The organism is Streptomyces sp. NPDC047515 (assembly GCF_040643055.1).
In the GTDB taxonomy this organism is placed as follows: domain Bacteria; phylum Actinomycetota; class Actinomycetes; order Streptomycetales; family Streptomycetaceae; genus Streptomyces.
Genome location: NZ_JBEYTM010000022.1, coordinates 64,349 through 89,751, shown reverse-complemented (window position 1 = coordinate 89,751; position 25,403 = coordinate 64,349). Strand labels below are relative to the sequence as shown.

General features: G+C 67.4%; 23 protein-coding genes and 1 pseudogene. 12 read left to right on the top strand and 12 right to left on the bottom strand.

Annotated elements, in window-relative coordinates; translation table 11 throughout:
* The first annotated feature begins 172 nt into the window (after window positions 1-172).
* Entirely contained in the window at window positions 173-1,615 is a 1,443-nt protein-coding gene (locus ABZ826_RS19920) for a CCA tRNA nucleotidyltransferase (protein ID WP_361449595.1), read from the top strand.
* Window positions 1,616-1,930: 315 nt separating this feature from the next.
* On the opposite strand, the gene ABZ826_RS19915 is transcribed toward ABZ826_RS19920, so the two are convergent.
* The 4 genes from ABZ826_RS19915 to ABZ826_RS19900 all read right to left on the bottom strand — a co-directional run bounded on the left by ABZ826_RS19915 (window position 1,931) and on the right by ABZ826_RS19900 (window position 5,822).
* Entirely contained in the window at window positions 1,931-3,199 is a 1,269-nt protein-coding gene (locus ABZ826_RS19915) for an MFS transporter (protein ID WP_361449592.1), read from the bottom strand.
* A 124-nt stretch (window positions 3,200-3,323) separates the two neighbouring features.
* Window positions 3,324-4,406 carry an inositol-3-phosphate synthase gene (locus tag ABZ826_RS19910; RefSeq protein WP_361449589.1) on the bottom strand — a complete coding sequence of 361 codons (1,083 nt, stop codon included), beginning with the start codon at window positions 4,404-4,406 and terminating at the stop codon, window positions 3,324-3,326.
* Between the two features lie 61 nt (window positions 4,407-4,467).
* Window positions 4,468-5,175 carry a helix-turn-helix transcriptional regulator gene (locus tag ABZ826_RS19905; protein ID WP_361449586.1) on the bottom strand — a complete coding sequence of 236 codons (708 nt, stop codon included), beginning with the start codon at window positions 5,173-5,175 and terminating at the stop codon, window positions 4,468-4,470.
* Window positions 5,176-5,693: 518 nt separating this feature from the next.
* The gene (locus tag ABZ826_RS19900) at window positions 5,694-5,822 is read right to left on the bottom strand and encodes a hypothetical protein (protein WP_361449583.1); all 129 of its coding nucleotides are present in this window, start codon (window positions 5,820-5,822) and stop codon (window positions 5,694-5,696) included.
* 99 nt (window positions 5,823-5,921) lie between these two features.
* Here ABZ826_RS19900 and ABZ826_RS19895 point away from each other — a divergent pair, with 99 nt between their 5' ends.
* Together ABZ826_RS19895 and ABZ826_RS19890 are read left to right on the top strand one after the other, a co-directional pair.
* A complete protein-coding gene (locus ABZ826_RS19895) occupies window positions 5,922-8,270 on the top strand; it encodes a transglycosylase domain-containing protein (protein WP_361449580.1) in 2,349 nt (782 codons plus the stop codon).
* A 119-nt stretch (window positions 8,271-8,389) separates the two neighbouring features.
* Window positions 8,390-9,883: a glycosyltransferase 87 family protein gene (locus tag ABZ826_RS19890; protein ID WP_361449577.1), complete on the top strand. Its 1,494-nt coding sequence runs from the start codon at window positions 8,390-8,392 to the stop codon at window positions 9,881-9,883.
* 50 nt (window positions 9,884-9,933) lie between these two features.
* On the opposite strand, the gene ABZ826_RS19885 is transcribed toward ABZ826_RS19890, so the two are convergent.
* The 3 genes from ABZ826_RS19885 to ABZ826_RS19875 all read right to left on the bottom strand — a co-directional run bounded on the left by ABZ826_RS19885 (window position 9,934) and on the right by ABZ826_RS19875 (window position 12,762).
* Window positions 9,934-10,965 carry an alanine racemase gene (locus ABZ826_RS19885; RefSeq protein WP_361449574.1) on the bottom strand — a complete coding sequence of 344 codons (1,032 nt, stop codon included), beginning with the start codon at window positions 10,963-10,965 and terminating at the stop codon, window positions 9,934-9,936.
* 126 nt (window positions 10,966-11,091) lie between these two features.
* Window positions 11,092-12,210 carry a peptidoglycan bridge formation glycyltransferase FemA/FemB family protein gene (locus tag ABZ826_RS19880; protein ID WP_361449571.1) on the bottom strand — a complete coding sequence of 373 codons (1,119 nt, stop codon included), beginning with the start codon at window positions 12,208-12,210 and terminating at the stop codon, window positions 11,092-11,094.
* Window positions 12,211-12,447: 237 nt separating this feature from the next.
* Window positions 12,448-12,762: a hypothetical protein gene (locus ABZ826_RS19875; RefSeq protein ID WP_361449568.1), complete on the bottom strand. Its 315-nt coding sequence runs from the start codon at window positions 12,760-12,762 to the stop codon at window positions 12,448-12,450.
* Between the two features lie 278 nt (window positions 12,763-13,040).
* Here ABZ826_RS19875 and rpsF point away from each other — a divergent pair, with 278 nt between their 5' ends.
* From rpsF to rplI, 4 genes are all read left to right on the top strand, one after another.
* Window positions 13,041-13,331: a 30S ribosomal protein S6 gene (gene rpsF / locus ABZ826_RS19870; RefSeq protein WP_015609864.1), complete on the top strand. Its 291-nt coding sequence runs from the start codon at window positions 13,041-13,043 to the stop codon at window positions 13,329-13,331.
* A 74-nt stretch (window positions 13,332-13,405) separates the two neighbouring features.
* The gene (locus ABZ826_RS19865) at window positions 13,406-14,023 is read left to right on the top strand and encodes a single-stranded DNA-binding protein (protein ID WP_361449565.1); all 618 of its coding nucleotides are present in this window, start codon (window positions 13,406-13,408) and stop codon (window positions 14,021-14,023) included.
* A 43-nt stretch (window positions 14,024-14,066) separates the two neighbouring features.
* The gene (gene rpsR, locus ABZ826_RS19860; RefSeq protein WP_003967857.1) at window positions 14,067-14,303 is read left to right on the top strand and encodes a 30S ribosomal protein S18; all 237 of its coding nucleotides are present in this window, start codon (window positions 14,067-14,069) and stop codon (window positions 14,301-14,303) included.
* A gap of 18 nt (window positions 14,304-14,321) precedes the next feature.
* A complete protein-coding gene (gene rplI / locus ABZ826_RS19855) occupies window positions 14,322-14,768 on the top strand; it encodes a 50S ribosomal protein L9 (RefSeq protein ID WP_361449562.1) in 447 nt (148 codons plus the stop codon).
* 154 nt (window positions 14,769-14,922) lie between these two features.
* On the opposite strand, the gene ABZ826_RS19850 is transcribed toward rplI, so the two are convergent.
* On the bottom strand, window positions 14,923-16,260 hold the full coding sequence (locus tag ABZ826_RS19850) for an MATE family efflux transporter (RefSeq protein WP_361449559.1): 1,338 nt from the start codon (window positions 16,258-16,260) through the stop codon (window positions 14,923-14,925).
* 459 nt (window positions 16,261-16,719) lie between these two features.
* On the opposite strand from ABZ826_RS19850, the gene dnaB reads away from it, so the two are divergent.
* A complete protein-coding gene (dnaB, locus tag ABZ826_RS19845; RefSeq protein WP_361449552.1) occupies window positions 16,720-18,198 on the top strand; it encodes a replicative DNA helicase in 1,479 nt (492 codons plus the stop codon).
* Window positions 18,199-18,254: 56 nt separating this feature from the next.
* On the opposite strand, the pseudogene ABZ826_RS19840 reads toward dnaB, so the two are convergent.
* Window positions 18,255-18,512, bottom strand: a pseudogene (locus tag ABZ826_RS19840) (leucine zipper domain-containing protein); the annotation flags it as partial.
* Window positions 18,513-18,819: 307 nt separating this feature from the next.
* Here ABZ826_RS19840 and ABZ826_RS19835 point away from each other — a divergent pair.
* On the top strand, window positions 18,820-19,584 hold the full coding sequence (locus ABZ826_RS19835; RefSeq protein WP_361449549.1) for an alpha/beta hydrolase: 765 nt from the start codon (window positions 18,820-18,822) through the stop codon (window positions 19,582-19,584).
* A gap of 367 nt (window positions 19,585-19,951) precedes the next feature.
* Window positions 19,952-21,334 carry a serine hydrolase domain-containing protein gene (locus tag ABZ826_RS19830; protein WP_361449546.1) on the top strand — a complete coding sequence of 461 codons (1,383 nt, stop codon included), beginning with the start codon at window positions 19,952-19,954 and terminating at the stop codon, window positions 21,332-21,334.
* Window positions 21,335-21,370: 36 nt separating this feature from the next.
* Here ABZ826_RS19830 and ABZ826_RS19825 read toward each other — a convergent pair whose 3' ends face one another.
* The 3 genes from ABZ826_RS19825 to ABZ826_RS19815 form a co-directional block, all read right to left on the bottom strand.
* The gene (locus tag ABZ826_RS19825) at window positions 21,371-22,534 is read right to left on the bottom strand and encodes a winged helix DNA-binding domain-containing protein (RefSeq protein WP_361449543.1); all 1,164 of its coding nucleotides are present in this window, start codon (window positions 22,532-22,534) and stop codon (window positions 21,371-21,373) included.
* A gap of 28 nt (window positions 22,535-22,562) precedes the next feature.
* Window positions 22,563-23,015 carry a GNAT family N-acetyltransferase gene (locus tag ABZ826_RS19820; protein ID WP_361449540.1) on the bottom strand — a complete coding sequence of 151 codons (453 nt, stop codon included), beginning with the start codon at window positions 23,013-23,015 and terminating at the stop codon, window positions 22,563-22,565.
* Window positions 23,016-23,097: 82 nt separating this feature from the next.
* Window positions 23,098-23,565: a MarR family transcriptional regulator gene (locus ABZ826_RS19815; RefSeq protein ID WP_361449537.1), complete on the bottom strand. Its 468-nt coding sequence runs from the start codon at window positions 23,563-23,565 to the stop codon at window positions 23,098-23,100.
* A gap of 138 nt (window positions 23,566-23,703) precedes the next feature.
* On the opposite strand from ABZ826_RS19815, the gene ABZ826_RS19810 reads away from it, so the two are divergent.
* Complete coding sequence (locus ABZ826_RS19810; protein ID WP_361449534.1) at window positions 23,704-24,915, top strand: MFS transporter; 1,212 nt, start codon at window positions 23,704-23,706, stop codon at window positions 24,913-24,915.
* A 65-nt stretch (window positions 24,916-24,980) separates the two neighbouring features.
* Window positions 24,981-25,400 (top strand): heme-binding protein, encoded by a 420-nt coding sequence (locus tag ABZ826_RS19805; protein ID WP_361449531.1) that lies wholly within the window; start codon window positions 24,981-24,983, stop codon window positions 25,398-25,400.
* Window positions 25,401-25,403 lie beyond the last annotated feature (3 nt).

Below are 25,403 nucleotides of genomic sequence, written 5' to 3'. Positions count from 1 at the left end.
TCCCTCGTCGTCGTCAGCTGGTGTCGATGGTTGTCGGTTGCTGCGTCCCCGCATGGTAACGATGTGCGCGGGCACCAAGTGCTGCGGAGTCCGCTACATGATCGGAAGAGTCTCGCAGGACGGGACGAAACCAGGACGACCGGGCCGGTCCGGGCACGTACCCTTTTCTGTTGTGTCGAATGCCAATGAAGACAGTCCCAGTGCCCTGACCCAGGTGCAGCACCGCGCAGTCAGCGAACTGCTGCGGGTGTCACCGGTCGCCGACGACCTCGCCCGCCGTTTCCAGGATGCCGGATTCAGTCTCGCCCTGGTCGGTGGCTCGGTCCGGGACGCGCTCCTGGGCAGGCTCGGGAACGACCTGGACTTCACGACCGACGCCCGCCCCGAGACGGTGCTGAAGATCGTCCGCCCGTGGGCCGACTCGGTATGGGAGGTCGGGATCGCCTTCGGCACGGTGGGCGCCCAGAAGGATGGCTACCAGATCGAAGTGACGACATACAGGTCGGAGGCGTACGACAGGACCTCACGTAAGCCGGAGGTGTCCTACGGCGACTCCATCGAGGAAGACCTCGTGCGCCGTGACTTCACGGTCAACGCGATGGCCGTCGCGCTCCCGCAGAAGGACTTCATCGACCCTCATGGCGGTCTTGAGGACCTTGCCGAGCGTGTACTGCGCACTCCCGGCACCCCCGAGGAGTCCTTCTCGGACGATCCGCTGCGCATGCTGCGCGCCGCCCGCTTCGCGGCGCAGCTGGACTTCGATGTCGCCCCTGATGTGGTCACGGCGATGACGGAAATGGCCGGGCGCATCGAGATCGTCTCCGCCGAGCGGGTCCGGGAGGAGTTCAACAAGCTGCTGCTCTCCGCCGACCCCCGCAAGGGGCTGGCGCTGCTGGTCGACACGGGGCTGGCGCAGCAGGTGCTGCCCGAGCTCCCTGCCCTACGCCTGGAGAGTGATGAGCATCACCGTCACAAGGATGTCTACGAGCACTCGCTGACCGTCCTGGAGCAGGCGATCGACTTGGAGGAGAACGGCCCCGATCTGGTTCTGCGCCTGGCCGCCCTCCTCCATGACATCGGCAAGCCGAGGACGCGGCGCTTCGAGAAGGACGGGCGCGTCTCCTTCCATCACCACGAGGTGGTGGGCGCCAAGATGGTCAAGAAGCGGATGATCGAGCTCAAGTACTCCAACGACGTGGTCAAGGACGTCTCGAAGCTCGTGGAGCTTCATCTGCGTTTCCATGGCTATGGCGACGGGGAGTGGACCGACTCGGCGGTGCGCCGGTACGTACGTGACGCGGGCCCCCTGCTGGAGCGGCTGCACAAGCTGACCCGATCGGACTGCACCACGCGCAACAAGCGCAAGGCCGCGGCCCTCTCGCGGACCTATGACGGGCTTGAGGAGCGCATCGCTCAGCTCCAGGAGAAGGAGGCGCTGGACGCCATCCGGCCCGACCTGGACGGCAACGAGATCATGAAGACCCTGGGGATCGGACCTGGGCCGGTGATCGGCAAGGCGTACGCGTTTCTGCTGGAGCTGCGACTGGAGCACGGGCCCATGGAGCATGACGCGGCGGTCGAGAAGCTCAAGCAATGGTGGGCCGGCCAGGACTGAGGCCGGGGGCGGCACAGTCCGTGGTCGTACAGCGGGTGTGCTCATGTTTCACGTGAAACATGAGCGCGAGCACGACGGGGACTCGGTATGACGAGGGGCGCTGTTTCACGTGAAACAGCGCCCCTCGTCATACCTGGAACGCCAGTGCTGTGACCCGAAGGGTTCACCGGCTCGCGATGCCCGGCGCGGCACCACGCCGCGTTGTCTCCTCGCCCGAGTGCGTCCGGCGCGAGGGTGATCCTCCGCCTTGCGGCGCACCGCGCCGCGCCGGATGCCGCGAGCTTCCCGGCACGTCTTTCCGTGGCCTGAGCTCCTCTAAAGCGGCCTCTCGGCTCGGCTCCAGCGGAAGAGCAGTACGGCAGCGACCGCATAGAGAACGGCCACGCCGATCACCAGCACGGCCGACTGTCCATCAGGAGGCAGCATCAGGGCGGAGGCTGCGGCGGCGCCCACGAACGCCACGTTGAACAGCACGTCGTAGAGGGAGAAGACCCGGCCGCGGAAAATGTCGTCCACCGACGTCTGCACCACCGTGTCCGTCGCGATCTTCGCCCCCTGGGTGACGAGTCCGAGGACGAACGCCGCCACGAGTATCGGTGCGGGGACGAACCACAACCCCAGTGCGGGTTCGAGGACGGCTGCCGCCGCCGCGCACACCGCCATCCAACGGAACCGGCCGAGCCACCCCACCGCCCAAGGCGTCACCACGGCCGCCGCGAAGAATCCCGCTCCGGAGACCCCCACCGCCAGCCCGAGGAGGGCCAGGCCTTCGGATTCGCTGTCGGACCAGGCGTACCGGCACAACATCAGCACCATGACGGTGAGTGCCCCGTAGCAGAATCGGAGCACCGTCATGGCGGCCAGCGCCCGGGTGGCTTGCCTCCGCTCCGCCAGATGGTGCAGCCCGTCCGCGAGACCCCGAGCGGTGATGGCCAGCGCCTTCCCCAGCCGGATGCGGTGCTCGTTCCGATCCGGTCCGAGCAGCCCGGTGGCAAGGCTCAGCGAGACCAGTGCCGACGCGAGATAGAGCACGGCGCCCAGCAGCACCACCGCCGCATCGGAATCGGCGAGTACCAGTCGCACGATGAAGGCGAGTCCGCCGCCGGCCGTGGCGGCGAGTGTGCCCGCGGTCGGTGAGAGTGAATTCGCCAGCACCAGCCGGTCCCTGTCGACGACCCGCGGCAGTGCGGCCGAGAGCCCGGCCAGCACGAAGCGGTTGACCGCGGTGACGCACAGCGCCGAGGTGTAGAAGAGCCAGTCGGGGGCGGAGCCGAGAATCAGGAGTGCGGTGCAGCAGGCGAGTGCGGCGCGCAGCAGATTGCCGTACAGAAAGACCTGACGTCGCGGCCAGCGATCCAGCAGGACGCCGGCGAACGGGCCGACGAGCGAGTAGGGCAGCAGCAGCACGGCCATCGCGGAGGCGATGGCCCCCGCCGATGCCTGTTTCTCCGGGGAGAAGACGACATGCGCCGCCAGTGCCACCTGATAGATGCCGTCGGCCGACTGTGAAAGAAGTCGTACGGCGAGCAGACGACGGAAGTTCCGAAGGCGCAGAAGTACGCGCAGATCACCTACGACAGGCATGTGATCAAGGGTCACATACGTTGATGGTCCCCGGGGGGATTACCCGGGGACCATCAACGGTGCGGAAAGGGATGAGCGTTGCCGCTCATCGTCGATCCGCGCCGACGCACCGTGTCCGGTAGCGTCAGTTGGAGACCTCGCCCCTGATGAACTTCTCGACGTTCTCGCGGGCCTCGTCGTCGAAGTACTGGACCGGCGGGGACTTCATGAAGTACGACGACGCGGAGAGGATCGGGCCACCGATGCCGCGGTCCTTGGCGATCTTCGCGGCGCGGACGGCGTCGATGATGACACCGGCGGAGTTCGGGGAGTCCCAGACCTCCAGCTTGTACTCCAGGTTCAGCGGAACGTCACCGAAGGCGCGGCCCTCAAGGCGCACGTACGCCCACTTGCGGTCGTCCAGCCAGGCCACGTAGTCCGACGGGCCGATGTGGACGTTGTCCGCACCGAGCTCGCGGTCGCGGATCTGGGAGGTGACGGCCTGCGTCTTGGAGATCTTCTTCGACTCCAGGCGCTCACGCTCCAGCATGTTCTTGAAGTCCATGTTGCCGCCGACGTTCAGCTGCATCGTGCGGTCCAGGACGACGCCCCGGTCCTCGAAGAGCTTCGCCATCACGCGGTGCGTGATGGTGGCGCCGACCTGCGACTTGATGTCGTCGCCGACGATCGGGACACCGGCCTCGGTGAACTTGTCCGCCCACTCCTTGGTGCCGGCGATGAAGACCGGGAGAGCGTTGACGAACGCGACCTTGGCGTCGATGGCGCACTGGGCGTAGAACTTCGCGGCGACCTCGGACCCGACCGGCAGGTAGCAGACCAGGACGTCGACCTTGCGGTCCTTGAGGATCTGGACGACGTCGACCGGGGCCTCGGCCGACTCCTCGATGGTCTGGCGGTAGTACTTGCCCAGGCCGTCGTGGGTGTGGCCACGCTGGACGGTGACGCCGGCGTTCGGCACGTCGCAGAGCTTGATGGTGTTGTTCTCGCTGGCGCCGATGGCGTCCGCGAGGTCGAGTCCGACCTTCTTCGCGTCGACGTCGAAGGCGGCGACGAACTCGACGTCCCGCACGTGGTAGTCGCCGAACTGGACGTGCATCAGGCCAGGCACCTTGCCGGCCGGATCGGCGTCCTTGTAGTACTCGACGCCCTGGACCAGCGAGGCGGCGCAGTTGCCCACGCCGACGATGGCTACGCGAACCGAACCCATTCCGGTTGCTCCCTGTGTGTAATGGATGTTCCCGATGAAGCCCCGCGGATCTGCGGGGACCTCACTTTGAGGTGTCGTCGGACGGATCCGGCAGGGTGTCACCCCGGTGCCGGGGCAGGCCGTCCGTCTCTCCTGCTGTGTTCTGCTGAGCTTCGCTCCCGGGCGAGGATCGTCGCTGATCCCGTCCCGACCGCTCGCTCTCGATGAGCTCGTTCAGCCAGCGCACTTCGCGCTCCACGGACTCCATGCCGTGTCGCTGCAGCTCAAGCGTGTAGTCGTCGAGGCGCTCGCGCGTGCGGGCCAGAGAGGCTCGCATCTTCTCCAGGCGCTCTTCCAGCCGACTGCGCCGGCCTTCCAGCACCCGCATCCGCACCTCGTGCTCCGTCTGACCGAAGAAGGCGAAACGAGCTGCGAAGTGCTCGTCCTCCCAGGAGTCGGGGCCGGTGTGGGAGAGCAACTCCTCGAAGTGCTCCTTACCTTCTGCCGTCAGCCGGTAGACGATCTTGGCGCGGCGCCCGGCCAGTGAGGAGGCGGGGGCGACCGAGCGGCCGGCGGGGGGCGGAAGGTCGGCCGGGGCGCTGCCCGGCTCCTCGATCAACCAGCCGTTGGCGACCAGCGTCTTGAGGCAGGGATAGAGGGTGCCGTAGCTGAAGGCGCGAAAGATCCCCAACGAAGTGTTGAGGCGTTTGCGCAGCTCGTACCCGTGCATCGGGGATTCGCGGAGCAGACCGAGAACGGCGAATTCGAGGATGCCGGAGCGTCTGCTCAACTTCGCCTCCTCCTTCTCCGCGCCTCTCCGAGTGCTCCTGCGGAGCCCTGTGCTGAGTCGATGTACCGAGCTGATGTATCGACTCGATACATCACGACGATAGATCGGTCGCCGCTCTGCGACAAGAGGGGTCATCGTGAACGGCGTCACATCGTGAATTCGTAGGCACCGACTTGCGCTGTTTGAGGTGAAGTTCGGCCCTAGGGGGGGTTTGGCCGTGCGTAGTCTGTCCGGCATGCAGACCACCGGGAACCGCGAGACGCGCAGACGCGTCGGTTTTCGCGGACTAGCCGGATGCACTGCGGACGAGCCCGTCGCAGGGCTGGTCCGTAATTCGGGGGACCGGATCTCAACTGCCGCTTCCAGGCGCTCTCGCCTGCCCGAGGAGTAGTCGTTCCATGAGCGAGCACCGTCGCAAAACGCCGCAACCGCAAGGTGGAGGGCGTGCAGCGGCCAGACGAGCCGCCCAGCAGTCCTCAGGACGCCGCGCCGCTCCGTCACGCGGAGTAACATCAGAATCACCGTCCGGTGCGGATGGCGGTGACAGTCCGTACGGCGGGCGCGCGGCGGCCAGACGAGCCGCCCAGCGCGGCGGCGGGGGCCGTGGCGGCGGTGGCCGTCGTCGTGGTGGCGGCGACGGTGGACACGAGGGCCCGGGTAGGGGGCGCGGCCGCGGTGGCCAGGGTCCTGTCAAGAAGCGCTTCATCGACTACCCGCGCGCCGGGAAGTACGGCTTTCGGCGCTGGGTGCCGTCGTGGAAGCTGGCCTCCGGTCTCTGCGTCGGTTTCCTCGGCCTGCTCATGGGGTTCGCCGGTCTCGCCTACGCGATGGTCGGCATGCCCAGTGTGAAGGACGCCGCGAAAGCGCAGAACAATGTCTACTTCTGGGACGACGGCACGCAGATGGTCGCCACCGGCGGTGAGGTCAACCGCCAGGAGATCGGCTACGAGCAGATCCCCGCAGCCATGCGGAACGCGGTCATCTCGGCCGAGAACAAGTCCTTCGACCATGACCACGGCATCGACCCCATGGGCATCGCCCGTGCCCTGTACAACATGGCCAGTGGCGGCCAGACCCAGGGTGGTTCGACGATCACCCAGCAGTACGTGAAGAACTCGCGTCTGTCCCAGGAGCAGACCCTGAGCCGGAAGTTCGAAGAACTCTTCATCACGCTCAAGGTCGCCAACGAGATGGACAAGAAGGACGTCATCAGGGACTACCTCAACATCTCGTACTACGGGCGAGGTGCGTGGGGGATCCAGGCGGCGGCCCGCACGTACTACGACAAGGACGCCAAGGACCTGAACCCGAGCCAGTGCGCGTTCCTGGCCACGCTGCTCAAGGGCGCGACCTACTTCGACCCGGCGGGTGTTCCCGAGATCGATGAAGTGCAGGCCACCAAGGCGAAGAACACTGATCGGGCCAAGAGGCGCTGGAAGTGGATCCTCGACGAAGAGGTGAAGGACAACCGCCTCTCGGCGACGGAGCGCGACAAGTACACCGAGTTCCCGATGCCCAAGCCGCCGAGGAAGAACGCCCAGCTGGGCGGTCAGACCGGCTACCTGGTCGACCTCGCCAAGAAGTACTTCCTCAACAACAACGACCGGGGCGTCACAGCGCTGAAGCTCGCCCAGGGCGGCTACGAGATCCACACCACCTTCAACAAGAAGAAGGTCAAGGAGCTCGACGCCGCGGTCCAGAAGGTCTACGACAACAAGATCAAGCCGAAGCAACGCCCCGAGACGGACACCCACGTCCAGTTCGGTGGCGGGTCGGTGAATCCCAAGACCGGTGCCATCGTGGCGATCTACGGCGGTGAGGACGCGACCAAGCACTACACCAACAACGCCGACCCCACCGGTGCGCAGGTCGGTTCGACCTTCAAGCCGTTCGTGCTGGCGGCAGCAATGCAGTACGGCAGGCGCGACCCCTCGCTCCCTGCGGACCAGGCCGACGCGCACCGTGAGAAGGTCTCGCCGCTGAGCATCTACAACGCCGACGACAAGCTGAAGATCAAGAAGTACAACGGCGAGATCTGGACGGACGAGAACGGCAAGGAGTGGCTGCAGGCCAACGACGGCCATGAGTCGAAGGGCAACATCACCCTTCGTGAGGCGATGCAGTGGTCCGCCAACTCCCCCTACGTACAGCTCGGCATGGACGTCGGCACCGACAAGGTGAAGGACGTCGCCATCGCCGCGGGGCTCAAGGACGACAACAACATGGCGAATTCGAATGTGCCGTCGTTCTCCATCGGTACGTCCTCTCCCAGTGCGATCCGCATGGCCGGCGCGTACGCGACCTTCGCCGACAGCGGAATGCAGCGCGAACCCTACTCGGTCAACGAGGTGAAGCACCGGGGCGAGGTCATCTACCGGCACAAGGACGCCCGCAAGCGCGCCTTCAAGGCGGCGATCGCCGACAACGTCACCGACGTCCTGAAGAACGTCGTCGAGAAGGGAACCGGTACCCCCGCACAACTCCCCGGCCGCGACGTGGCGGGCAAGACGGGTACGACGGACGACAACAAGTCGGCCTGGTTCGTCGGCTACACCCCGCAGCTGTCGACGGCCATCAGCATGTACCGGCTGGACGACAACGAGAAGAACGCGAACCGCAAGTTCGAGAAGATGTATGGGACTGGTGGTGAGAAGACGATCCACGGTGCCTCGTTCCCGGCCCAGATCTGGCACGACTACATGGCGGGTGCGCTGCAGGGCCAGCCGGTCCTGACCTTCCCGGAGCCGACGCCGATCGGTGAGACGGTCTTCGGTGGCGGCGCGCCGAGCCCCAAGCCGACGCCCACGATGGAGGTGTCGCCCACGCCGACCACGGAGGTGTCCGAGTCGCCTTCGAACACCCCGTCCCCGCCCGCGCCCGACCCCAGCGAGACCTGCAGCGCATGGGACCCGAACTGCCAGAACAGCAACGGCGGAACCAGTACCGGTGCTGCGAACGGCGGAGACGGCGGCGGCCCCGGTCCCGACCCGTCGACATCCGCCACGCCACCGGTCGGCGGCAACGGGAACGGTAATGGCAACGGCAACGGCAACGGGAACGGGAACGGTGGAATCTTCGGAGGCCCGGCCGGTTAGCGGCTCCCCTGCTGGGTAGACAGGCGATCCAGCCGGCTGGATTCCCGTCGAGGGCCGTCGCACCACATGGTGCGGCGGCCCTCGACGTTTCCACAGCCCCGTACGGCAGGATGAGCGGCATGCCAAGCCGAGAAGACACGAGTGTGGACCAGACACGGCCTGTTGTACGGCCCACGCACCAGGACGAGATCGCCGAGGCCGGCAGCGAGCTGATCGGCGGGCGGTCGGGGCGCTGGTCACGGCTCGGCAGCACGGCACTCACGCCCGTGGGCGTCATCGCGCTGGTGGCCGTCGGGATGTTCGCGCTCGGCATGGTGCAGAAGCTGCCCTGCTACAACTGGGCGTGGTTCAGGGGCGCCGGTTCGCAGTACACGCACGCCTGCTACTCGGACATTCCGCATCTCTATGTCGCACGCGGCTTCTCCGACGGCCTCGTCCCGTACTTCGACCGGCTGGCCGGCGACATGCAGTACCTGGAGTACCCCGTTCTGACGGGCGTGTTCATGCAGATCGCGTCCTGGCTGACGCCGGGCGGAGACGTTCAGCATCGTGAGCAGATGTACTGGATGGTCAACGCCGGCATGCTGATGATCTGCGCCGTGATCATCGCCGTCTGTGTCGCGCGTACCCACCGGCGCCGCCCCTGGGACGGGCTGCTGGTCGCCCTCGCGCCCGCCTTCGTACTCACCGCGACGATCAACTGGGACCTGCTGGCCGTCGCGCTGACGGCCGCGGCGATGCTCATGTGGTCCCGGAAGCGGACGCTGGCGTTCGGCATCCTCATCGGGCTGGCCACGGCCGCGAAGCTGTATCCCGTGTTCCTGCTGGGGCCGCTCCTCGTGCTGTGCTGGCGGGCGGGCAAGTGGCGGGAGTTCGGCCTGGCGGCGCTCGGGGCGGCCGGCTCCTGGCTGGTGGTGAACCTGCCGGTGATGATCTTCGCGCCCGAGGGCTGGAGCAAGTTCTACACGTTCAGTGAGGAACGCGGCATCGACTTCGGCTCCTTCTGGCTGGTCATCACCCAGCGCACCGGCATGTCCATCGAGACCTCGACGGTCAACCACATCTCCGAACTGCTGATGGTCCTGCTGTGCGCGGGCATTGCCGCACTGACGCTGATGGCACCGCGCAGGCCGCGCTTCGCGCAGCTCGCCTTTCTCGTCGTCGCCGCGTTCATCCTCGTCAACAAGGTCTATTCGCCGCAGTACGTGCTGTGGCTGATTCCCCTGGCCGTCCTGGCCAGGCCGCGCTGGCGCGACTTCCTGATCTGGCAGGCGTGCGAGGTCATGTACTTCCTGGGCATCTGGATGTACCTCGCGTACACGACGAGCGGGGACAAGCACCAGGGTCTGCCCGCGGAGGGGTATCAGCTGGCGATCGTCCTGCACCTGCTGGGCACGCTGTACCTCTGCGCCGTGGTCGTACGGGACATCCTGGTGCCGGAGCGGGACGTCGTACGGCGCGACGGGTCGGACGATCCGTCCGGCGGGGTGCTCGACGGCTCCGCGGACGTATTCGTGCTGGGGCGGGCGGCGCATCCGCCGCGGTATGCCCAGCCCGCCGTCGAAGGGCCGCGGGTGGACTGGGGCGCGGGGCACGGCCCCGCCGCCGACTGATCCGGACCCTCTCCGGCGACGGAGCCCCGGAGAGGGTCCTCGGAGCCTTTCTAGCGGTCGACGAGGCGGTCGAACTGGGTGGTCGTGTGGCGCAGATGGGCCACCAGCTCGTCACCGACCTTCGGCTCCTGCGCGTCGGAGGGAACGAACAGGATCGACACCTGCATGTGCGGCGGTTCGGCGAACCAGCGCTGCTTGCCCGCCCAGACGAACGGGGACAGGTTGCGGTTGACCGTGGCCAGACCCGCGCGTGCGACGCCCTTGGCACGCGGCATCACCCCGTGCAGGGCCTTCGGGGCCTCCAGGCCCACACCGTGCGACGTACCGCCTGCGACGACCACCAGCCAGCCGTCCGAGGCGGCCTTCTGCTGGCGGTAGCCGAAGCGGTCACCCTTGACGACAGGTGTGACGTCCAGAACGGCGCCCCGGTACTCCGTCGCCTCGTGGTCGCCGAGCCACAGCCGGGTACCGATGCGGGCGCGGAAGCGGGTCTGCGGGAACTGCTGCTGCAGCCGGCCCAGCTCCTCGGCGCGCAGATGGCTGACGAACATGGTGTGCAGCGGAAGCCGGGCAGCGCGGAGCCGGTCCATCCAGGCGATCACTTCCTCGACCGCGTCCGAACCGTCCGTGCGATCCAGCGGGAGGTGCAGGGCGAAGCCTTCGAGGCGTACGTCCTCGATGGCGGCGTGCAGCAGCCCGAGCTCCTCCTCCTTGACACCGTGGCGCTTCATCGAGCTCATGCACTCGATGACGACCCGCGCGCCCACCAGGGCGTGCACTGCGTCCACGGAGGAGACGGACCGGATGACACGGTCGGGCAGCGGCACCGGCTCCTCGCCCCGGCGGAACGGGGTGAGGACCAGCAGATCGCCGCTGAACCAGTCCTTGATGCGGGCCGCCTCGTAGGTGGTGCCGACGGCGAGCGTGTCGGAGCCGAAGCGGATGGCCTCGTCGGCGAGCCGCTCGTGACCGAAGCCGTATCCGTTGCCCTTGCAGACCGGGACGAGGCCGGGGAACTGGTCGAGGACGGATTTCTGGTGCGCCCGCCAGCGCGCGGTGTCGACGTAGAGGGAGAGCGCCATGGCCGGTCCGGAACCCTTCTGGTGGCTGCGGTGGATCAGAGGTGTGCGGGGCTTTGTGGAGTGCCCGTCGGGTCGAAGTCCCCATTGAAACGAATGAAGCCGGTTTCGTCAGCGGGACGACGCGTATCAGCGACGCGACATGTAGATGTCGAGCGCCTTGTGCAGCAGCTTGTTGAGCGGGAAGTCCCACTCGCCGAGGTACTCGGCAGCCTGCCCGCCGGTGCCCACCTTGAACTGGATCAGACCGAAGAGGTGGTCGGTCTCGTCCAGCGAGTCGGAGATGCCGCGCAGGTCGTAGACGGTGGCTCCCATGGCGTACGCGTCGCGCAGCATCCGCCACTGCATCGCGTTCGAGGGCCGGACCTCGCGCTTGTGGTTGGCGGACGCGCCGTACGAGTACCAGACGTGGCCGCCGACGATCAGCATGGTCGCGGCCGCGACATTCTCGCCCTCGTGCCGGGCGAAGTACAGCCGCATCCGGTTGGGGTCCTCGTTGTTGAGGGCGGTCCACATGCGCTGGAAGTAGCCCAGGGGCCGCGGCCGGAAGTGGTCGCGCTCCGCCGTGATCTCGTACAGCCGCTGCCACTCGGCGAGCTCCGCGTAGCCGCCCTGCACGACCTCGACGCCGGCCTTCTCGGCCTTCTTGATGTTGCGCCGCCACAGCTGATTGAAGCCCTTGTGGACGTCTTCGAGCGACCGGTTCGCCAGCGGCACCTGGAAGACGTAGCGCGGCTGTACGTCACCGAATCCGGCGCCGCCGTCCTCGCCCTGCTGCCAGCCCATCTTCCTCAGCCGGTCCGCGACCTCGAAGGCACGCGGTTCGATGTGGGTGGCCTCGACATCGCGCAGCCGCTTCACGTCCGGGTCCTGGATCCCCGACTTGATGGCGGCCGCGTCCCAGCGGCGGATGATGACCGGCGGGCCCATCTTCACGGAGAAGGCGCCCTGCTGCTTGAGATGCGTCAGCATCGGCTGCAGCCAGTCGTTCAGGTTCGGGGCGTACCAGTTGATGACCGGGCCCTCGGGCAGATAGGCGAGATACCGCTTGATCTTGGGCAACTGCCGGTAGAGCACCAGGCCGACGCCGACGAGCTGTTCGTTCTTGTCGAACCAGCCCAGGCTTTCCGAACGCCACTCGGCTTTCACATCTGCCCATGCCGGGACCTGCATGTGACTCGCCGCGGGCAGATTCTGGATGTAAGCCAGATGCTGCTCTCGGCTGATGGTCCTCAGGGTCAGGCTCATGCGGGGCGCTCCTCGGCAGGTGTGTCCCCATCGGTCAGGGGCTCCGGCTCTCGCGCCGAAGCCTACTGCGACCGGGGAGCACCCCGTCTGGCCCTGTACGACCTTGCCGGTTCGTCCCGCCGGGACCCGGGTGGCCCGGCCCCTGCACGGGGAACGGCGTCAAGTCCCTGCGACGGTCCTCGCGCCGATCCATGTGTCCGGCTCTGTCTGGTTATGCATGTTTGTGTCTTTCTTGGATCAGCCCACTATGCCGCCGAAGAGGCCGCCGTGGGCCATGCCCAGGAAGAACCCGATGGCGGATGCGCCCATGCCGATGATCAGCGGGAACCTCTCGCGCGTGGTCACCGACACGTACTGCCCGTACGCGGCGGTGAGGATTCCGATCAGCCCGGCCCACGAACTGATCAGGTGCAGGTTGTGGAACATCGCCGTCACGAAGGCGAGCGCACCGAGCACCAGAGTCGCCACCACCAGGGTTTCCTGGAGTGGATGCTTCTTGCCGTCCGTGGCAAGAAGGGAAACGGGGGGACGGGGTCGAACTGCCTGTGCCATGGAGTGCCTCCTGGCCGAAAGGCGGCGCCTTGTGGCGCCGCTCACACCCGATGTGTCCAGATTGCGTCTCCTGGGCACCGGATTTCAACCGGAAGCGGGTGTGCGGGTAGTCTGTAACGTCTGCACCGGTGTCTGCCCAGGCCAGTACTGCGGCCCCCTCCAGGAGGAGGGTGTTGTCAGTGGTGGCTGTTCTACTCGGAGACACTGTTGCTCACGCATCACGACCCTCCTGCCACGGAACGACCGTGGCCGCTGAGTCCAAAGGAGGTGGGTTCCACATGCGTCACTACGAGGTGATGGTCATCCTCGACCCCGATCTCGAGGAGCGCGCTGTCTCCCCGCTGATCGAGAACTTCCTCTCCGTCGTCCGTGAGGGCAACGGAAAGGTCGAGAAGGTCGACACCTGGGGCCGTCGTCGTCTCGCTTACGAGATCAAGAAGAAGCCCGAGGGCATCTACTCGGTCATCGACCTGCAGGCCGAGCCTGCGGTCGTCAAGGAGCTCGACCGCCAGATGAACCTGAACGAGTCGGTCCTCCGGACCAAGGTCCTCCGTCCCGAGATCCACTGAGCATCTAGCTCAGCGGTCATCGGGTTCGAGTAGCAGCAAGCAGCCAGAAGCAATCCCCGCCGAGAGGTTCACCCATGGCAGGCGAGACCGTCATCACGGTCGTCGGCAATCTCGTCGACGACCCCGAGCTGCGCTTCACCCCGTCCGGTGCGGCGGTCGCGAAGTTCCGTGTCGCGTCCACTCCCCGCATCTTCGACCGGCAGACCAATGAGTGGAAGGACGGCGAAGGCCTGTTCCTCACCTGCTCGGTCTGGCGGCAGGCGGCGGAGAACGTCGCCGAGTCGCTCCAGCGAGGCATGCGCGTTGTCGTGCAGGGCCGGCTGAAGCAGCGGTCGTACGAAGACCGCGAGGGCGTCAAGCGCACGGTCTACGAGCTGGACGTCGAGGAAGTCGGCCCCAGCCTCAAGAACGCCACGGCCAAGGTCACCAAGACCACCGGTCGCGGTGGCCAGGGCGGCCAGGGTGGATACGGTGGTGGCCAGCAGGGCGGAGGCGGCTGGGGCGGCGGTCCCAGCGGCGGTGGCCAGCAGGGTGGTGGCGGCGCTCCCGCCGACGACCCGTGGGCCACGAGCGCGCCGGCCGGCGGCCAGCAGGGCGGGGGCCAGCAGGGAGGCGGTTGGGGCGGAAGCTCCGGCGGTTCCGGCGGTTCCGGCGGTTCCGGCGGCGGCTACTCGGACGAGCCTCCCTTCTAGGGCGGCTCGTACCCCCACTTCTTGATCACACAGGAGAAACACCATGGCGAAGCCGCCTGTGCGCAAGCCTAAGAAGAAGGTCTGCGCGTTTTGCAAGGACAAGACCCAGTACGTGGACTACAAGGACACGAACATGCTGCGGAAGTTCATTTCCGACCGTGGCAAGATCCGTGCCCGCCGCGTGACCGGCAACTGCACGCAGCACCAGCGTGACGTCGCCACGGCCGTCAAGAACAGCCGTGAGATGGCGCTGCTGCCCTACACGTCCACCGCGCGATAAGGGAAGGGTGACCGAAACATGAAGATCATCCTCACCCACGAGGTCTCCGGCCTCGGTGCTGCGGGCGACGTCGTCGACGTCAAGGACGGGTACGCCCGTAACTACCTGGTTCCGCGTGGCTTCGCCATCCGCTGGACCAAGGGTGGCGAGAAGGACGTGGCGCAGATCCGCCGCGCCCGCAAGATCCACGAGATCGCCACGATCGAGCAGGCCAACGAGGTCAAGACGAAGCTTGAAGCCGTCAAGGTCCGTCTGGCCGTTCGCTCCGGCGAGGCCGGCCGCCTCTTCGGCTCGGTGACCCCGGCCGACATCGCTTCGGCGATCAAGGCTGCCGGTGGCCCCGACGTCGACAAGCGTCGCGTCGAGCTCGGCTCGCCGATCAAGACGCTCGGCGGACACCAGGTGTCCGTGCGTCTGCACCCCGAGGTCGCTGCGAAGCTCGGCATCGAGGTCGTCGCTGCCTAAGGGCACAGCTCACCAGAGCAGGTGAAGGGCCGTACCCCTCGGGGTACGGCCCTTCACTGTTCGGCTTCGATGATCCGCGGCCCCGCTCTTCCGCGGTTCGGCGGTCTGGCGGTTCGGCGGTTTCACGTGAAACGGGGGTGCCGCTCGGCGGTGCTCAGCGGGTGGCTCCGGTGACGATCCACCTGCCCGACCGGGTGCGCAGCCAGAGTGTCACCATGCGGACGGCCATCATCAGTGCCATCGCCCACCACAAGGCGGTCAGGCCGCCGCCGAAGGTCGGCACCAGGAGGGCGACCGGGGCGAAGACGGCCAGGGTCACGAGCATGGCCCAGGCCAGATACCGGCCGTCTCCGGCGCCCATCAGCACCCCGTCCAGGACGAAGACCACGCCGGCGATCGGCTGGGACAGCGCCACTACCAGCAGCGCCGGGAACAGGGTGCCCTGAACGGACTGGTCATCCGTGAACAGGGGCACGAACAGCGGTCGGGCAAGGACGATCAGCGCCCCGAACACCACTCCGGAAACGATGCCCCACTGCACCATGCGGCGGCATGCCTCGCGTGCGCCCCGGGCATCGTCAGCTCCCAGACAGCGGCCGATGATGGCTTGCCCTGCGATGGCGATGGCGTCGAGTGCGAAGGCCATCAGGCTCCAGAGCGAAAGAATGATCTGGTGCGCGGCGATCTCGGTGTCGCCGAGGCGGGCGGCGACCGCTGTGGCGATCATCAGGACGGCACGGAGCGACAGCGTACGGACAAGCAGCGGGACGCCGGCTTGGGCGCTGGCCCTGATGCCGGCGGCATCAGGGCGCAGCGAGGCCCCATGCCGACGCGCCCCCCGGACCACCATGATCAGATAGGCGGCAGCCATGGCGATCTGGGCGATCACTGTTCCCCAGGCCGATCCCGCGATGCCGAGCCCGGCACCGTAGACGAGCCCCGCGTTGAGGGCTCCGTTGGCCGCGAAGCCGCCGATGGCGACATAGAGCGGGGTTCTGGTGTCCTGTAGGCCACGGAGTACGCCGGTCGCGGCCATCACCACGAGCATGGCCGGAATGCCGAGACTGGAGATTCTCAGATACGTGATCGCGTAGGGGGCGGCGGTGTCGGAGGCGCCGAAGGCGTCCACGAGCCACGGGGCCGTGGGGAGTGCGACGGCGATGACGCCCATGCCGAGCAGAAGGGCGAGCCAGATTCCGTCCATGCCCTGTCGGATGGCGGAGGCCAGATCGCCCGCTCCGACCCGACGCGCCACTGCCGCGGTGGTGGCATACGCGAGAAAGACAAAGACACTGACGGCGGTCGTCAGCAGCGCCGCGGCGACGGCCAGACCGGCCAGCTGCGGTGTACCCAGACGACCGACGATGGCGCTGTCGACCATCACGAAGAGAGGCTCGGCGACGAGTGCGCCGAAGGCAGGGACGGCGAGCGAGATGATCTCGCGGTCGTGCCGTCGACGACTGGGCGGCGAGGTTGCCGGGGCCTGGGTCATGGAGGCCAATCTAATCTTCCACAGGTAATGGATGCAATGGGCTTGCGGTCCTTACATTTGTTGCTGGGTGGGGTTCTTCTGCGTGCTGTTTGTCGTGATCTTGAGCCGAGTTGGAAAGTTTTTCTCCCCCACAGCCCGTGGATGGAGAAATCCCAGCTCAGAGGGTTGGTGGTGAGGGTGCTATGAGTTTGTCCACAGTGCTGTCCCCTGCTCCGTGCACAGGTTCTGTGGAGTTCTCCACAGCATCTGGTCCGTCGTCCACATGCCCTGTGGATAACCAGATTGGCTGACGGTGCATAGCGGCCTACCGTGGTCCGGCGCCCGCACCCCGTTCCGGCCCTGGAACCCCGTAGAACTCGACGCGTCGGAACCGGAGTCGGGCGTCTTGTTTGTCGGTGCTGTGCCGTAAGAAAGAGTGGCACGGCGAGGTCCGCGGAGCGGACGGGAGGAGGTGGCCCGGTGAGCATTCCCGAGCCTTTGGACGACCCCTGGGCCGACACCGGTCCCAGTGACCGTCTGCCCGTCACCCGCCAGCGCCGAGGTGAAGGCCGGGACCGCGGCGAGCAGCACGAACGCGGCAGGGAGCGCGGCGGGTGGGAGGACGGCCCCCCCGGTTTCGAGCGGGTCCCGCCCCAGGACCTCGATGCCGAGCAGTCGGTCCTCGGCGGCATGCTCCTGTCCAAGGATGCCATCGCCGATGTCGTGGAGATCATCAAGGGGCACGACTTCTACCGCCCCGCGCACGAGACCGTCTATCAGGCGATCCTCGATCTCTACGCCAAGGGCGAGCCTGCCGACCCGATCACGGTGGCGGCCGAGCTGGTCAAGCGCGGTGAGATCACCAAGGTGGGCGGGGCCCCGTATCTGCACACCCTCGTCCAGTCCGTGCCGACCGCGGCCAATGCTTCGTACTACGCGGAGATCGTTCACGAACGGGCGGTCCTGAGGCGGCTCGTCGAGGCCGGGACGAAGATCACGCAGATGGGATACGCGGCAGACGGCGATGTCGACGACATCGTGAACTCCGCGCAGGCCGAGATCTACGCCGTCACCGAGCAGCGCACCAGTGAGGACTACCTGCCGCTCGGCGACATCATGGAAGGCGCTCTCGACGAGATCGAGGCGATCGGTTCGCGCAGCGGCGAGATGACCGGGGTTCCGACCGGCTTCACCGACCTGGATGCCCTGACGAACGGACTGCACCCGGGCCAGATGGTCGTCATCGCGGCGCGTCCGGCCATGGGTAAGTCCACGCTGGCGCTGGACTTCGCTCGGGCCTGTTCGATCAAGAGCAACCTGCCCAGCGTGATCTTCTCCCTTGAAATGGGGCGCAACGAGATCGCCATGCGACTGCTCTCGGCCGAGGCACGTGTGGCGCTGCATCACATGCGTTCCGGCACCATGACCGACGAGGACTGGACGCGGCTGGCCCGCCGAATGCCGGACGTCTCGGCCGCACCCCTCTACATCGACGACTCCCCGAACCTCTCCATGATGGAGATCCGGGCGAAGTGCCGTCGTCTGAAACAGCGCAACGACCTCAAGCTCGTGGTGATCGACTATCTCCAGCTGATGCAGTCCGGTGGGTCGAAGCGCGCCGAGAGCCGCCAGCAGGAGGTCTCGGACATGTCCCGAAACCTCAAGCTGCTCGCGAAGGAGCTGCAGCTCCCGGTCATCGCGCTCTCCCAGTTGAACCGTGGTCCCGAACAGCGCACGGACAAGAAGCCCATGGTCTCCGACCTGCGTGAATCCGGATCCATCGAACAGGACGCCGACATGGTGATCCTTCTGCACCGCGAGGACGCGTACGAGAAGGAGTCCCCCCGCGCCGGCGAGGCGGATCTGATCGTGGCCAAGCACCGTAACGGCCCGACGGCGACGATCACCGTGGCCTTCCAGGGCCACTACTCGCGCTTCGTGGACATGGCACAGACCTGAGCTCGGCGTTCGCCCGGTTCTTGCGGCCTGTTTGCCGGTCGAGCACCTTGTGGCCGCCGCACCTTGATGATACGGCGTTCGGTGCGGGTCGGGGTGCGGGTCGGGGTGCGGCGCGGGCTGGTGTGCGGACGGGGGGAGCGGTCGGTCATGCCCGCCTCGCCGAACCGGCGGTAGCGGTCGGCCCACCGCTGGGCCGTGGTCGGCGAGACCTGAAAGCGTTCGGTGGCTCGCCGCAGCGGCCAGTTGTCCTCGATGACGCAGCGGGCCAGACGCAGGCGCCCGGTCTCGGTCAGGGGTGCATTACGGTGGGGCACGAGGGCCTTCCGGGGTCGGTGTAGACGTCGCAATCCACACCGACCCCGGAAGGCCCTCACCCCGTCCACAACCTCCCGAGACAGAACAACTTGGGCTGTCCGGAGTCGTGATCAGCGATGGGGAAAAGGGTTGGAGGGGTGATGATCGGGCTGGTAGCTTGCAGTTGACTGTGACACCGCCCGAGGAGGTGAGACCCATGAACGCTGTATCGATGTGGGTGCTCCCCCTTCCCGTCACGGCCGGGCGATTGACGTAGGTGTCGCCGGGAGCGCCTCGACAACAAGGCACTCCCGAAAGGCAACACCTATGTACTCTCTGCAATTCACCGCCGAGTCGTCGTCGAACGACATGCTCGAACGCGACTTCACCCTGGGCGACGTCCCCGGAGTTCTCTGGTCGTCGGCCTCCGGCGCCGATCGCGCGCCCCTGGTCCTGATGGGCCACGGCGGCGGCGCCCACAAGAATCATCCGGCGATGGTCGGCCGCGCCGGCCTCCTTGTGACCGGCTGCGGTTTCCATGTCGCCGTCATCGACGCGCCCGGCCACGGTGACCGGCCGCGTACTACGCAGGACGAGCAGGAGATCGCCGAGCTGCGCAGGGCGCAGGCGGCGGGCGAGCCGGAAGGCCCGATCGTCGTCCCTTATAACGCCCGCTTGGCGGAGCTCGCCGTGCCCGAGTACCGGGCGACCCTGGACGCCCTTCAGGAACTTCCGGAGATCGGCGCCGATGGGCCGGTGGGCTACGTCGGCATCGGCCTGGGCGCCGCGATCGGGGTGCCGCTGGTGGCGGTCGAAACCAGGATCACGGCCGCGGTCTTCGGCATGATGTGGCCCGATGCCCTGGTCGAGACGGCGAAGCAGATCACCATCCCGATCGAGTTCGACCTGCAGTGGGACAACGAGCGCATCCCGCGCGAGGCCAGCCTCGCGCTGTTCGACGCCTTCGCCTCGAAGGAGAAGACGTTGCACGCCAACGCGGGCAAGCACTTTGAACTGCCCAGGTTCGAGGCCGACAGCGCGGTCCGGTTCTTCGCCCGGCATCTTGGCCGGGCGGTCAACTCACCGGCCTGAGCTGAGCGGCAGCGGCGTCCGGTCTGCCCATCGGGCGCCGCTACCGCGGCCCGGGTCGAGGCTGCGCATCCAGATGATGGATCCCGCGTAGCTTGAGCCCTGCCATGTAGCTCGCGGGCGTCTTGTCGTAGCGGGTGGCCAGGCCCCGCCACGCTCGGATCTTGGATCGTGAGACAGAAGCACCGTGTCCCTCGAATGAGACGGCCAGGAATGGCCAGGTCGTCACAGCGGAACGGGACATTCCAAATGCGGACCTACACCTGGCTCGGCCGCCGCCGGGTCTCGTGTTCGCGTCCTGGAGCCGGGGCGTGGCCCGGGGATGCGAAATGTGTTCGCCACGGCCGGGTTCTCCGGGTAGTTGTTGAGGATGAACTCCCCATCTGAACAGTTGCTCCCCGGCACGCGGCGCGCCCTGCTGCACCGCATCGCCACCGCGCAGTCGGAAGGCCGAGCGCCTTCGCTCGTCGCCGCGGTACAGAGGCAGGGGCAGATCGTCTGGAGCGGTTCCCGCAGCTGTGTGGACGGCCATGCACCCGATGCCGACACGCAGTTCAGGATCGGCTCCATCACCAAGACGTTCACGGCGGTGCTGGTCCTGCGACTGCGGGACGAGGGTCTTCTGGACCTGGACGATCCGCTGGAGAAGCATCTGCCCGGTTCGGGCGTCGGCGGAATCACCGTCCACCAACTTCTGGGCCACAGCGCGGGACTGGGTGCCGAGTCACCCGCGCCCTGGTGGGAGAGGACTCCGGGCACCCTGCGGCCCGAGCTTGCCGATGTACTCGGTGAGCAGCCGAGGATGCACACCCCGGGCCACCGCCATCACTACTCGAACCCTGGCTACACACTGCTGGGCGCGCTGATCGAGAAGGTGCGAGGGGAGAGCTGGGCGGAGGTGCTGCGGAGCGAGATCCTGGAACCGCTGGGCATGCACCGTACGAGCCTCCAGCCGCACGCACCGCACGCAGGCGGCTGGGCCGTGCACCCGTGGGCCGATGCCATGCTGCCCGAACCGGCCGAGGACCTCGGGCTGATGGCTCCGGCCGGCCAGCTCTGGTCCACCACGGGCGACCTCCTCCGCTTCGCGGCCTTTCTGGTCGAGGGGGATGACCGGGTGCTCTGCGGTGCCTCTGTGGAGCAGATGCGTGAACCGTCCGCGCCGACCGAGTCCGGTGCCTGGGATTCCGCGTACGGCCTGGGGGTGCAGTGCGCACGGAACGATGGCCGCACCCTCTTCGGGCACACGGGTTCGCTGCCCGGCTTCCTGGCCGCCCTGTGGTTCAGCGTCGAGGACGATGTGACGGCCGTTGTCCTCACCAACACCACGTCGGGGCCGTTGATCGGTGACGTGGCCGCCGACCTCGTGAAGATCGTCGCCGAGGCCGAGCCGCGTATTCCGGAGCCCTGGCGCCCGCTGCCTGAGGTGGACGCCGAGCTGCTCGCGTTGACCGGCCCCTGGTACTGGGGCACGCGCGCGAACATCCTGCGACTGACTTCGGACGATGGGCTGGAGCTTCAGCCTTTGCGGGGCAGTGGCCGCGGCGCCCGGTTCACGGCACAGCCCGACGGGACCTGGACCGGTCTCGACGGCTATTACGCGGGGGAGACATTGCGCGTCGTCCGCACGGGCGACGGCAGCGTGAGCCATCTCGATCTGGGCTCGTTCGTCTTCACGCGGGAGCCGTACGACCCCGCTGCGGCCATTCCCGGCGGCGTGGACGAGGGCGGTTGGCGGGGTCTTCGGGCCTGAGGGCCGCGTTTCACGTGAAACGGCGGGTCGGCCGGCTCAGGCCGTCAACTCCCGTTCCAGTGGGGTTCGGAAGCGCGGGGTGATCCGCGCTCCACCCACCCATTGCGACAGTCGGGACGCTTCCGCCTCGATCGCGGTGGTGGCATCCCGACCGACGTCGGACAGCAGCCGCCAGACCGGCTCGCCATCGGCCCGCTGTGCCCAGCCGCCCACGATCTCGCCGTTCCACCACACGGTCGGGCCGATATTGCCGGACCGGTCGAAAAGCGCGTACCGATGTCCGGCAAGGAGATGGAAGCCGCGATCGGCCCAGCCCATGGCACTGGGGTCCAGGGCCGGAAGCAGCGCGGCCCAGGGCTCAGGGGCCGGTTCAGGTTCCAGGTCCTCCGGCAGGACCCGTCCCACGGCACCGTTGTCGAGCCGAACCTCCTCTGCTCCGACGGCTGCCAGGGCCCTGCGGGCCTGGCCCAGCCCCCAGCCCGTCCACCACTTGAGATCGGCCTCGGTCGCCGGCCCGTACGACCGGAGCCAGCGCCGGGCCAGCTCGGTCTGCGCCTGTGCCGGGTCCTCGAAGGGCCAGGGCTCGGACGTGGTCCAGCGGAACTGGCTGGACGTCCACGAACCGCGTGGCCGGTCCCGCCGGATGCGGCCTTCGGCCGCCAGGATCCGCAGGACACGGGAGGCGACGCCCTGTACTGCCTCCTGCTTCTTGCCGGGGAAGACGGTGATCTTGGTCCGCAGAGCGGCCACGGAGGCGGAGAGCTCGCTGCCGGTGGCGGGTCCCTGGGCCATCAGGGCGGCAAGCACCATCTGTTCGGTGTCGGCGAGCCAGCGCTCGTCCAGTCCATTGCCGTCATCCGCCAGGTGCTTGAGAAAGGTGCGGCGTTCCTTGGCGGCCACGGCACGGGCGTTCGCCGCGTCGACGCTGGGGGCGAGTTCCTGCGGTACGACGAAGAGGGTGTTGCGCATGGAGAGCTGCCGGACCAGGGAGACGTCCGTGTAGAGCGCCTGCTCGACCGAGGCGACGCTTGCCTCGGACATCCGGGCGCACGCGGAGAGGAAGACCGTGGCGGCGTCCGTGGCGTGCAGGGCGACGATCGCGTCGGCCACGGACACCGGGGACACGGTCCGTACCGACGGAGCCAGGAGATGCCGCCGTCCGAGCCTGATCCTGCGCTGTTCGTCGCTGATGTGGTGCACAGACAACCTCTCGGGTTCCGGGCTGCGGTCAGAGCGCGAGCTTGAAGCCCACATGGCTGGCGGTGAACCCCAGCCGCTCGTAGAAGCGGTGGGCATCGACCCGGGTCGCATCGGACGTCAGCTGGACCAACTGGCAGTCCTGACGCCGGGATTCGTCCACGGCCCATTCGATCAGCAGGGTACCGAGGCCGCTGCCGCGCTCGTCGGCGTGGACGCGGACGCCCTCAATGACCGAGCGGGTCGCGCCGCGCCGCGAGAGCCCCGGGATCACTGTCAGCTGGAGGGTCCCGACGACGCGGCCCTCACGCACGGCCACGACCAGGTGCTGGTTCGGGTCATCCGCCAGGCGCTGGAACGCGGCGCGGTACGGGGTGAGGTCGTCGGGCGACTCACGCTGTGCACCCAGCGGATCGTCGGCGAGCATGGCCACGATCGCGGCGATGTCGGTGAGTGTCGCAGGGCGTATTTCCAGATCGCTCATGATCGGCAGAGTACGCAGGTCATGAGGGTGGTGTGGGAAATCGTCGAGACTGCGCGGGGACCGGCCACGGCTGCACGGCGACTCACGCGGCCTTGACGGGGACTTTCAGCTCTTCGACCGCTCTGATGAGTGGGGCCAGCTCGGGATTCTTGGCGGCATCGTCGAGTGCGGCGCGCAGCGCTGTGTCATTGGTCGGCCTGGCCTCGGAGAGCAGCGTGAGGCCGGCCTCGGTGACATCGGTGTAGATGCCTCGGCGATCGGTGTCACAGAGGTACCGGGTCAGGAGTCCGCGGTCCTCGAGGCGGGTGACCAGGCGGGTGGTGGCGCTCTGGCTGAGCACGACGGCGTCCGCGACCTGCTTCATCTGGAGATGGCCACCCGGACCGTTGTGCTGCCTGCTGAGGACATCGAGCAGGGAGTACTCCCGCACGCTGAGCCCGTGCCCGCTCTGCAATGCCCGCTCGATGCGGGCCTCGATCTTCCCATGGAGCAAGGAGAGGGCGCACCAGCCCTGGGAGAGGGCGGTCAGTGCGGGGTCCGTCGCTGTCATGGTCTCTCCTCCGTTTCGAAGCCGCTTGCGTACAGGGTAGGCGACTGCCGCAATAGCCCGCGCTTGCAATGAATCGCGTCTGCAATTATTGTGGGCGCCCGTAAGAGGCAGATGCAATCTCCAGGGAAGGTGAAACCCATGCCGCTGGCGCTTCTAGCTCTCGCCATTGGGGCTTTCGGTATCGGAACGACCGAGTTCGTGATCATGGGGTTGCTTCCCGAGGTCGCTGCGGACTTCCAGGTCTCGATTCCCACCGCGGGATTCCTGGTCACGGGATATGCGCTCGGCGTCGTTCTCGGCGCCCCGCTGATGACGGTTCTCGGCACCCGGATCCCTCGCAAGCGCATGCTCATGCTGCTGATGGGGCTGTTCGTGGTGGGCAATGTCGTTTCCGCGGTTGCCCCGGTCTTCGGCGTGATGCTCGCCGGCCGGGTGATTGCCTCACTCGCCCACGGCGCTTTCTTCGGCATCGGGTCGGTCGTTGCGGCAGGTCTGGTCGCCCCGCAGAAGAAGGCCGGAGCGATCGCCATGATGTTCACCGGCCTCACCGTCGCCAACGTCGTCGGAGTACCGATGGGCACCTACATCGGACAGACCGTCGGGTGGCGGACCACATTCTTCGCCGTCGCCGCGCTCGGTGTCGTCGGTCTTTTCGGTGTGGCCAGGCTCATCCCCGAACAGCCCCGGGCCAAGGACGTACGAATCCGCCACGAGCTGGCCGCCTTCCGCAATGTGCAGGTCCTGCTCGCCATGGCGATGACGGTGCTGGGCTTCGGCGGAGTCTTCGCCGCGATCACCTACATCACGCCGATGATGACCGAGATCGCCGGATACTCCGCATCCTCCGTCACCTGGCTGCTGGTCCTCTTCGGGCTGGGCATGGTGGGCGGCAATCTGCTCGGCGGCAAGTTCGCCGACCGCCGTCTCATGCCGATGCTGTACGTGTCGCTGGGTGCCCTCGCGGTGGTCCTGTCCCTGTTCACCCTGACCGCGCACCACAAGGTCGCGGCGGCCGTCACCATCGTGCTGATCGGGGGCCTGGGCTTCGCCATCGTGCCGCCGCTGCAGAAGCGGGTGCTCGACCAGGCGGCCGGCGCTCCGACCCTCGCCTCCGCCGTCAACGTCGGTGCCTTCAACCTCGGCAACGCGCTGGCGGCCTGGCTCGGCGGCCTCGTCATCGCAGCCGGCCTCGGCTACACCGCGCCCAACTGGATCGGCGCAGCGCTGGCCGCCTCCGCCCTGGTCCTCGCGGTCGTCTCCGGCGTTCTGGAACGCCGCACCGTCACCCGTGGCCGAATCGTCGCCCAGCACAGTCCTGAACCGGTCGCGGCCCCCGCGGTCCAGCGCTGACCTTTCACGGCACTGCTCACCCCGACCTCAGGCACAACACCTCATCGCACCAAGGAGTCATCCCCATGAGCACCACCACCGTCGCCCCGCTGACCACCCCGGATGCGGAAGCGCTCATCGAAGCGGCCCGCAGCGCCGCCGAAGCCGCCGATGTCGCCGTTGCCGTCACAATCCTCGACGCGGGCGGCCACCTGCTGGCCTTCCAGCGGGACGACCGGGCCGTTCTCATCGCGGGCGAAACCAGTACCCGTAAGGCCTACACGGCCCTCCAGCTCGACGCCCCCACCGCCGACCTCGTCGCCATGGTCCAGCCGGGCGGGCTCTTCCACACCCTGCCGACCGCCCTGGACCGGCCGCTGCTCTTCATCGCCGGTGGCGTCCCGGTCCACCGTGACGGCCGGCTCATAGGTGCCATCGGCGTCGGCGGAGGTGCTCCCGACCAGGACCACGGCTTCGCGACGGCTGCCGTGAAGGCTCTCGACTGACGC

Bases quoted from the DNA above. Each gene is read 5' to 3' on its own strand.
- ABZ826_RS19885 (WP_361449574.1), bottom strand. From the start codon at position 10,965: ATGGCGCTCTCCCTCTACGTCGACACCGCGCGCTGGCGGGCGCACCAG.
- ABZ826_RS19865 (WP_361449565.1), top strand. From the start codon at position 13,406: ATGGCAGGCGAGACCGTCATCACGGTCGTCGGCAATCTCGTCGACGAC.
- ABZ826_RS19830 (WP_361449546.1), top strand. From the start codon at position 19,952: ATGAACTCCCCATCTGAACAGTTGCTCCCCGGCACGCGGCGCGCCCTG.
- ABZ826_RS19875 (WP_361449568.1), bottom strand. From the start codon at position 12,762: ATGGCACAGGCAGTTCGACCCCGTCCCCCCGTTTCCCTTCTTGCCACG.
- ABZ826_RS19850 (WP_361449559.1), bottom strand. From the start codon at position 16,260: ATGACCCAGGCCCCGGCAACCTCGCCGCCCAGTCGTCGACGGCACGAC.
- rpsF (WP_015609864.1), top strand. From the start codon at position 13,041: ATGCGTCACTACGAGGTGATGGTCATCCTCGACCCCGATCTCGAGGAG.
- ABZ826_RS19890 (WP_361449577.1), top strand. From the start codon at position 8,390: ATGCCAAGCCGAGAAGACACGAGTGTGGACCAGACACGGCCTGTTGTA.
- ABZ826_RS19820 (WP_361449540.1), bottom strand. From the start codon at position 23,015: ATGAGCGATCTGGAAATACGCCCTGCGACACTCACCGACATCGCCGCG.
- ABZ826_RS19915 (WP_361449592.1), bottom strand. From the start codon at position 3,199: ATGCCTGTCGTAGGTGATCTGCGCGTACTTCTGCGCCTTCGGAACTTC.
- ABZ826_RS19910 (WP_361449589.1), bottom strand. From the start codon at position 4,406: ATGGGTTCGGTTCGCGTAGCCATCGTCGGCGTGGGCAACTGCGCCGCC.
- ABZ826_RS19835 (WP_361449549.1), top strand. From the start codon at position 18,820: ATGTACTCTCTGCAATTCACCGCCGAGTCGTCGTCGAACGACATGCTC.
- ABZ826_RS19810 (WP_361449534.1), top strand. From the start codon at position 23,704: ATGCCGCTGGCGCTTCTAGCTCTCGCCATTGGGGCTTTCGGTATCGGA.
- rplI (WP_361449562.1), top strand. From the start codon at position 14,322: ATGAAGATCATCCTCACCCACGAGGTCTCCGGCCTCGGTGCTGCGGGC.
- ABZ826_RS19805 (WP_361449531.1), top strand. From the start codon at position 24,981: ATGAGCACCACCACCGTCGCCCCGCTGACCACCCCGGATGCGGAAGCG.
- ABZ826_RS19815 (WP_361449537.1), bottom strand. From the start codon at position 23,565: ATGACAGCGACGGACCCCGCACTGACCGCCCTCTCCCAGGGCTGGTGC.
- ABZ826_RS19880 (WP_361449571.1), bottom strand. From the start codon at position 12,210: ATGAGCCTGACCCTGAGGACCATCAGCCGAGAGCAGCATCTGGCTTAC.
- rpsR (WP_003967857.1), top strand. From the start codon at position 14,067: ATGGCGAAGCCGCCTGTGCGCAAGCCTAAGAAGAAGGTCTGCGCGTTT.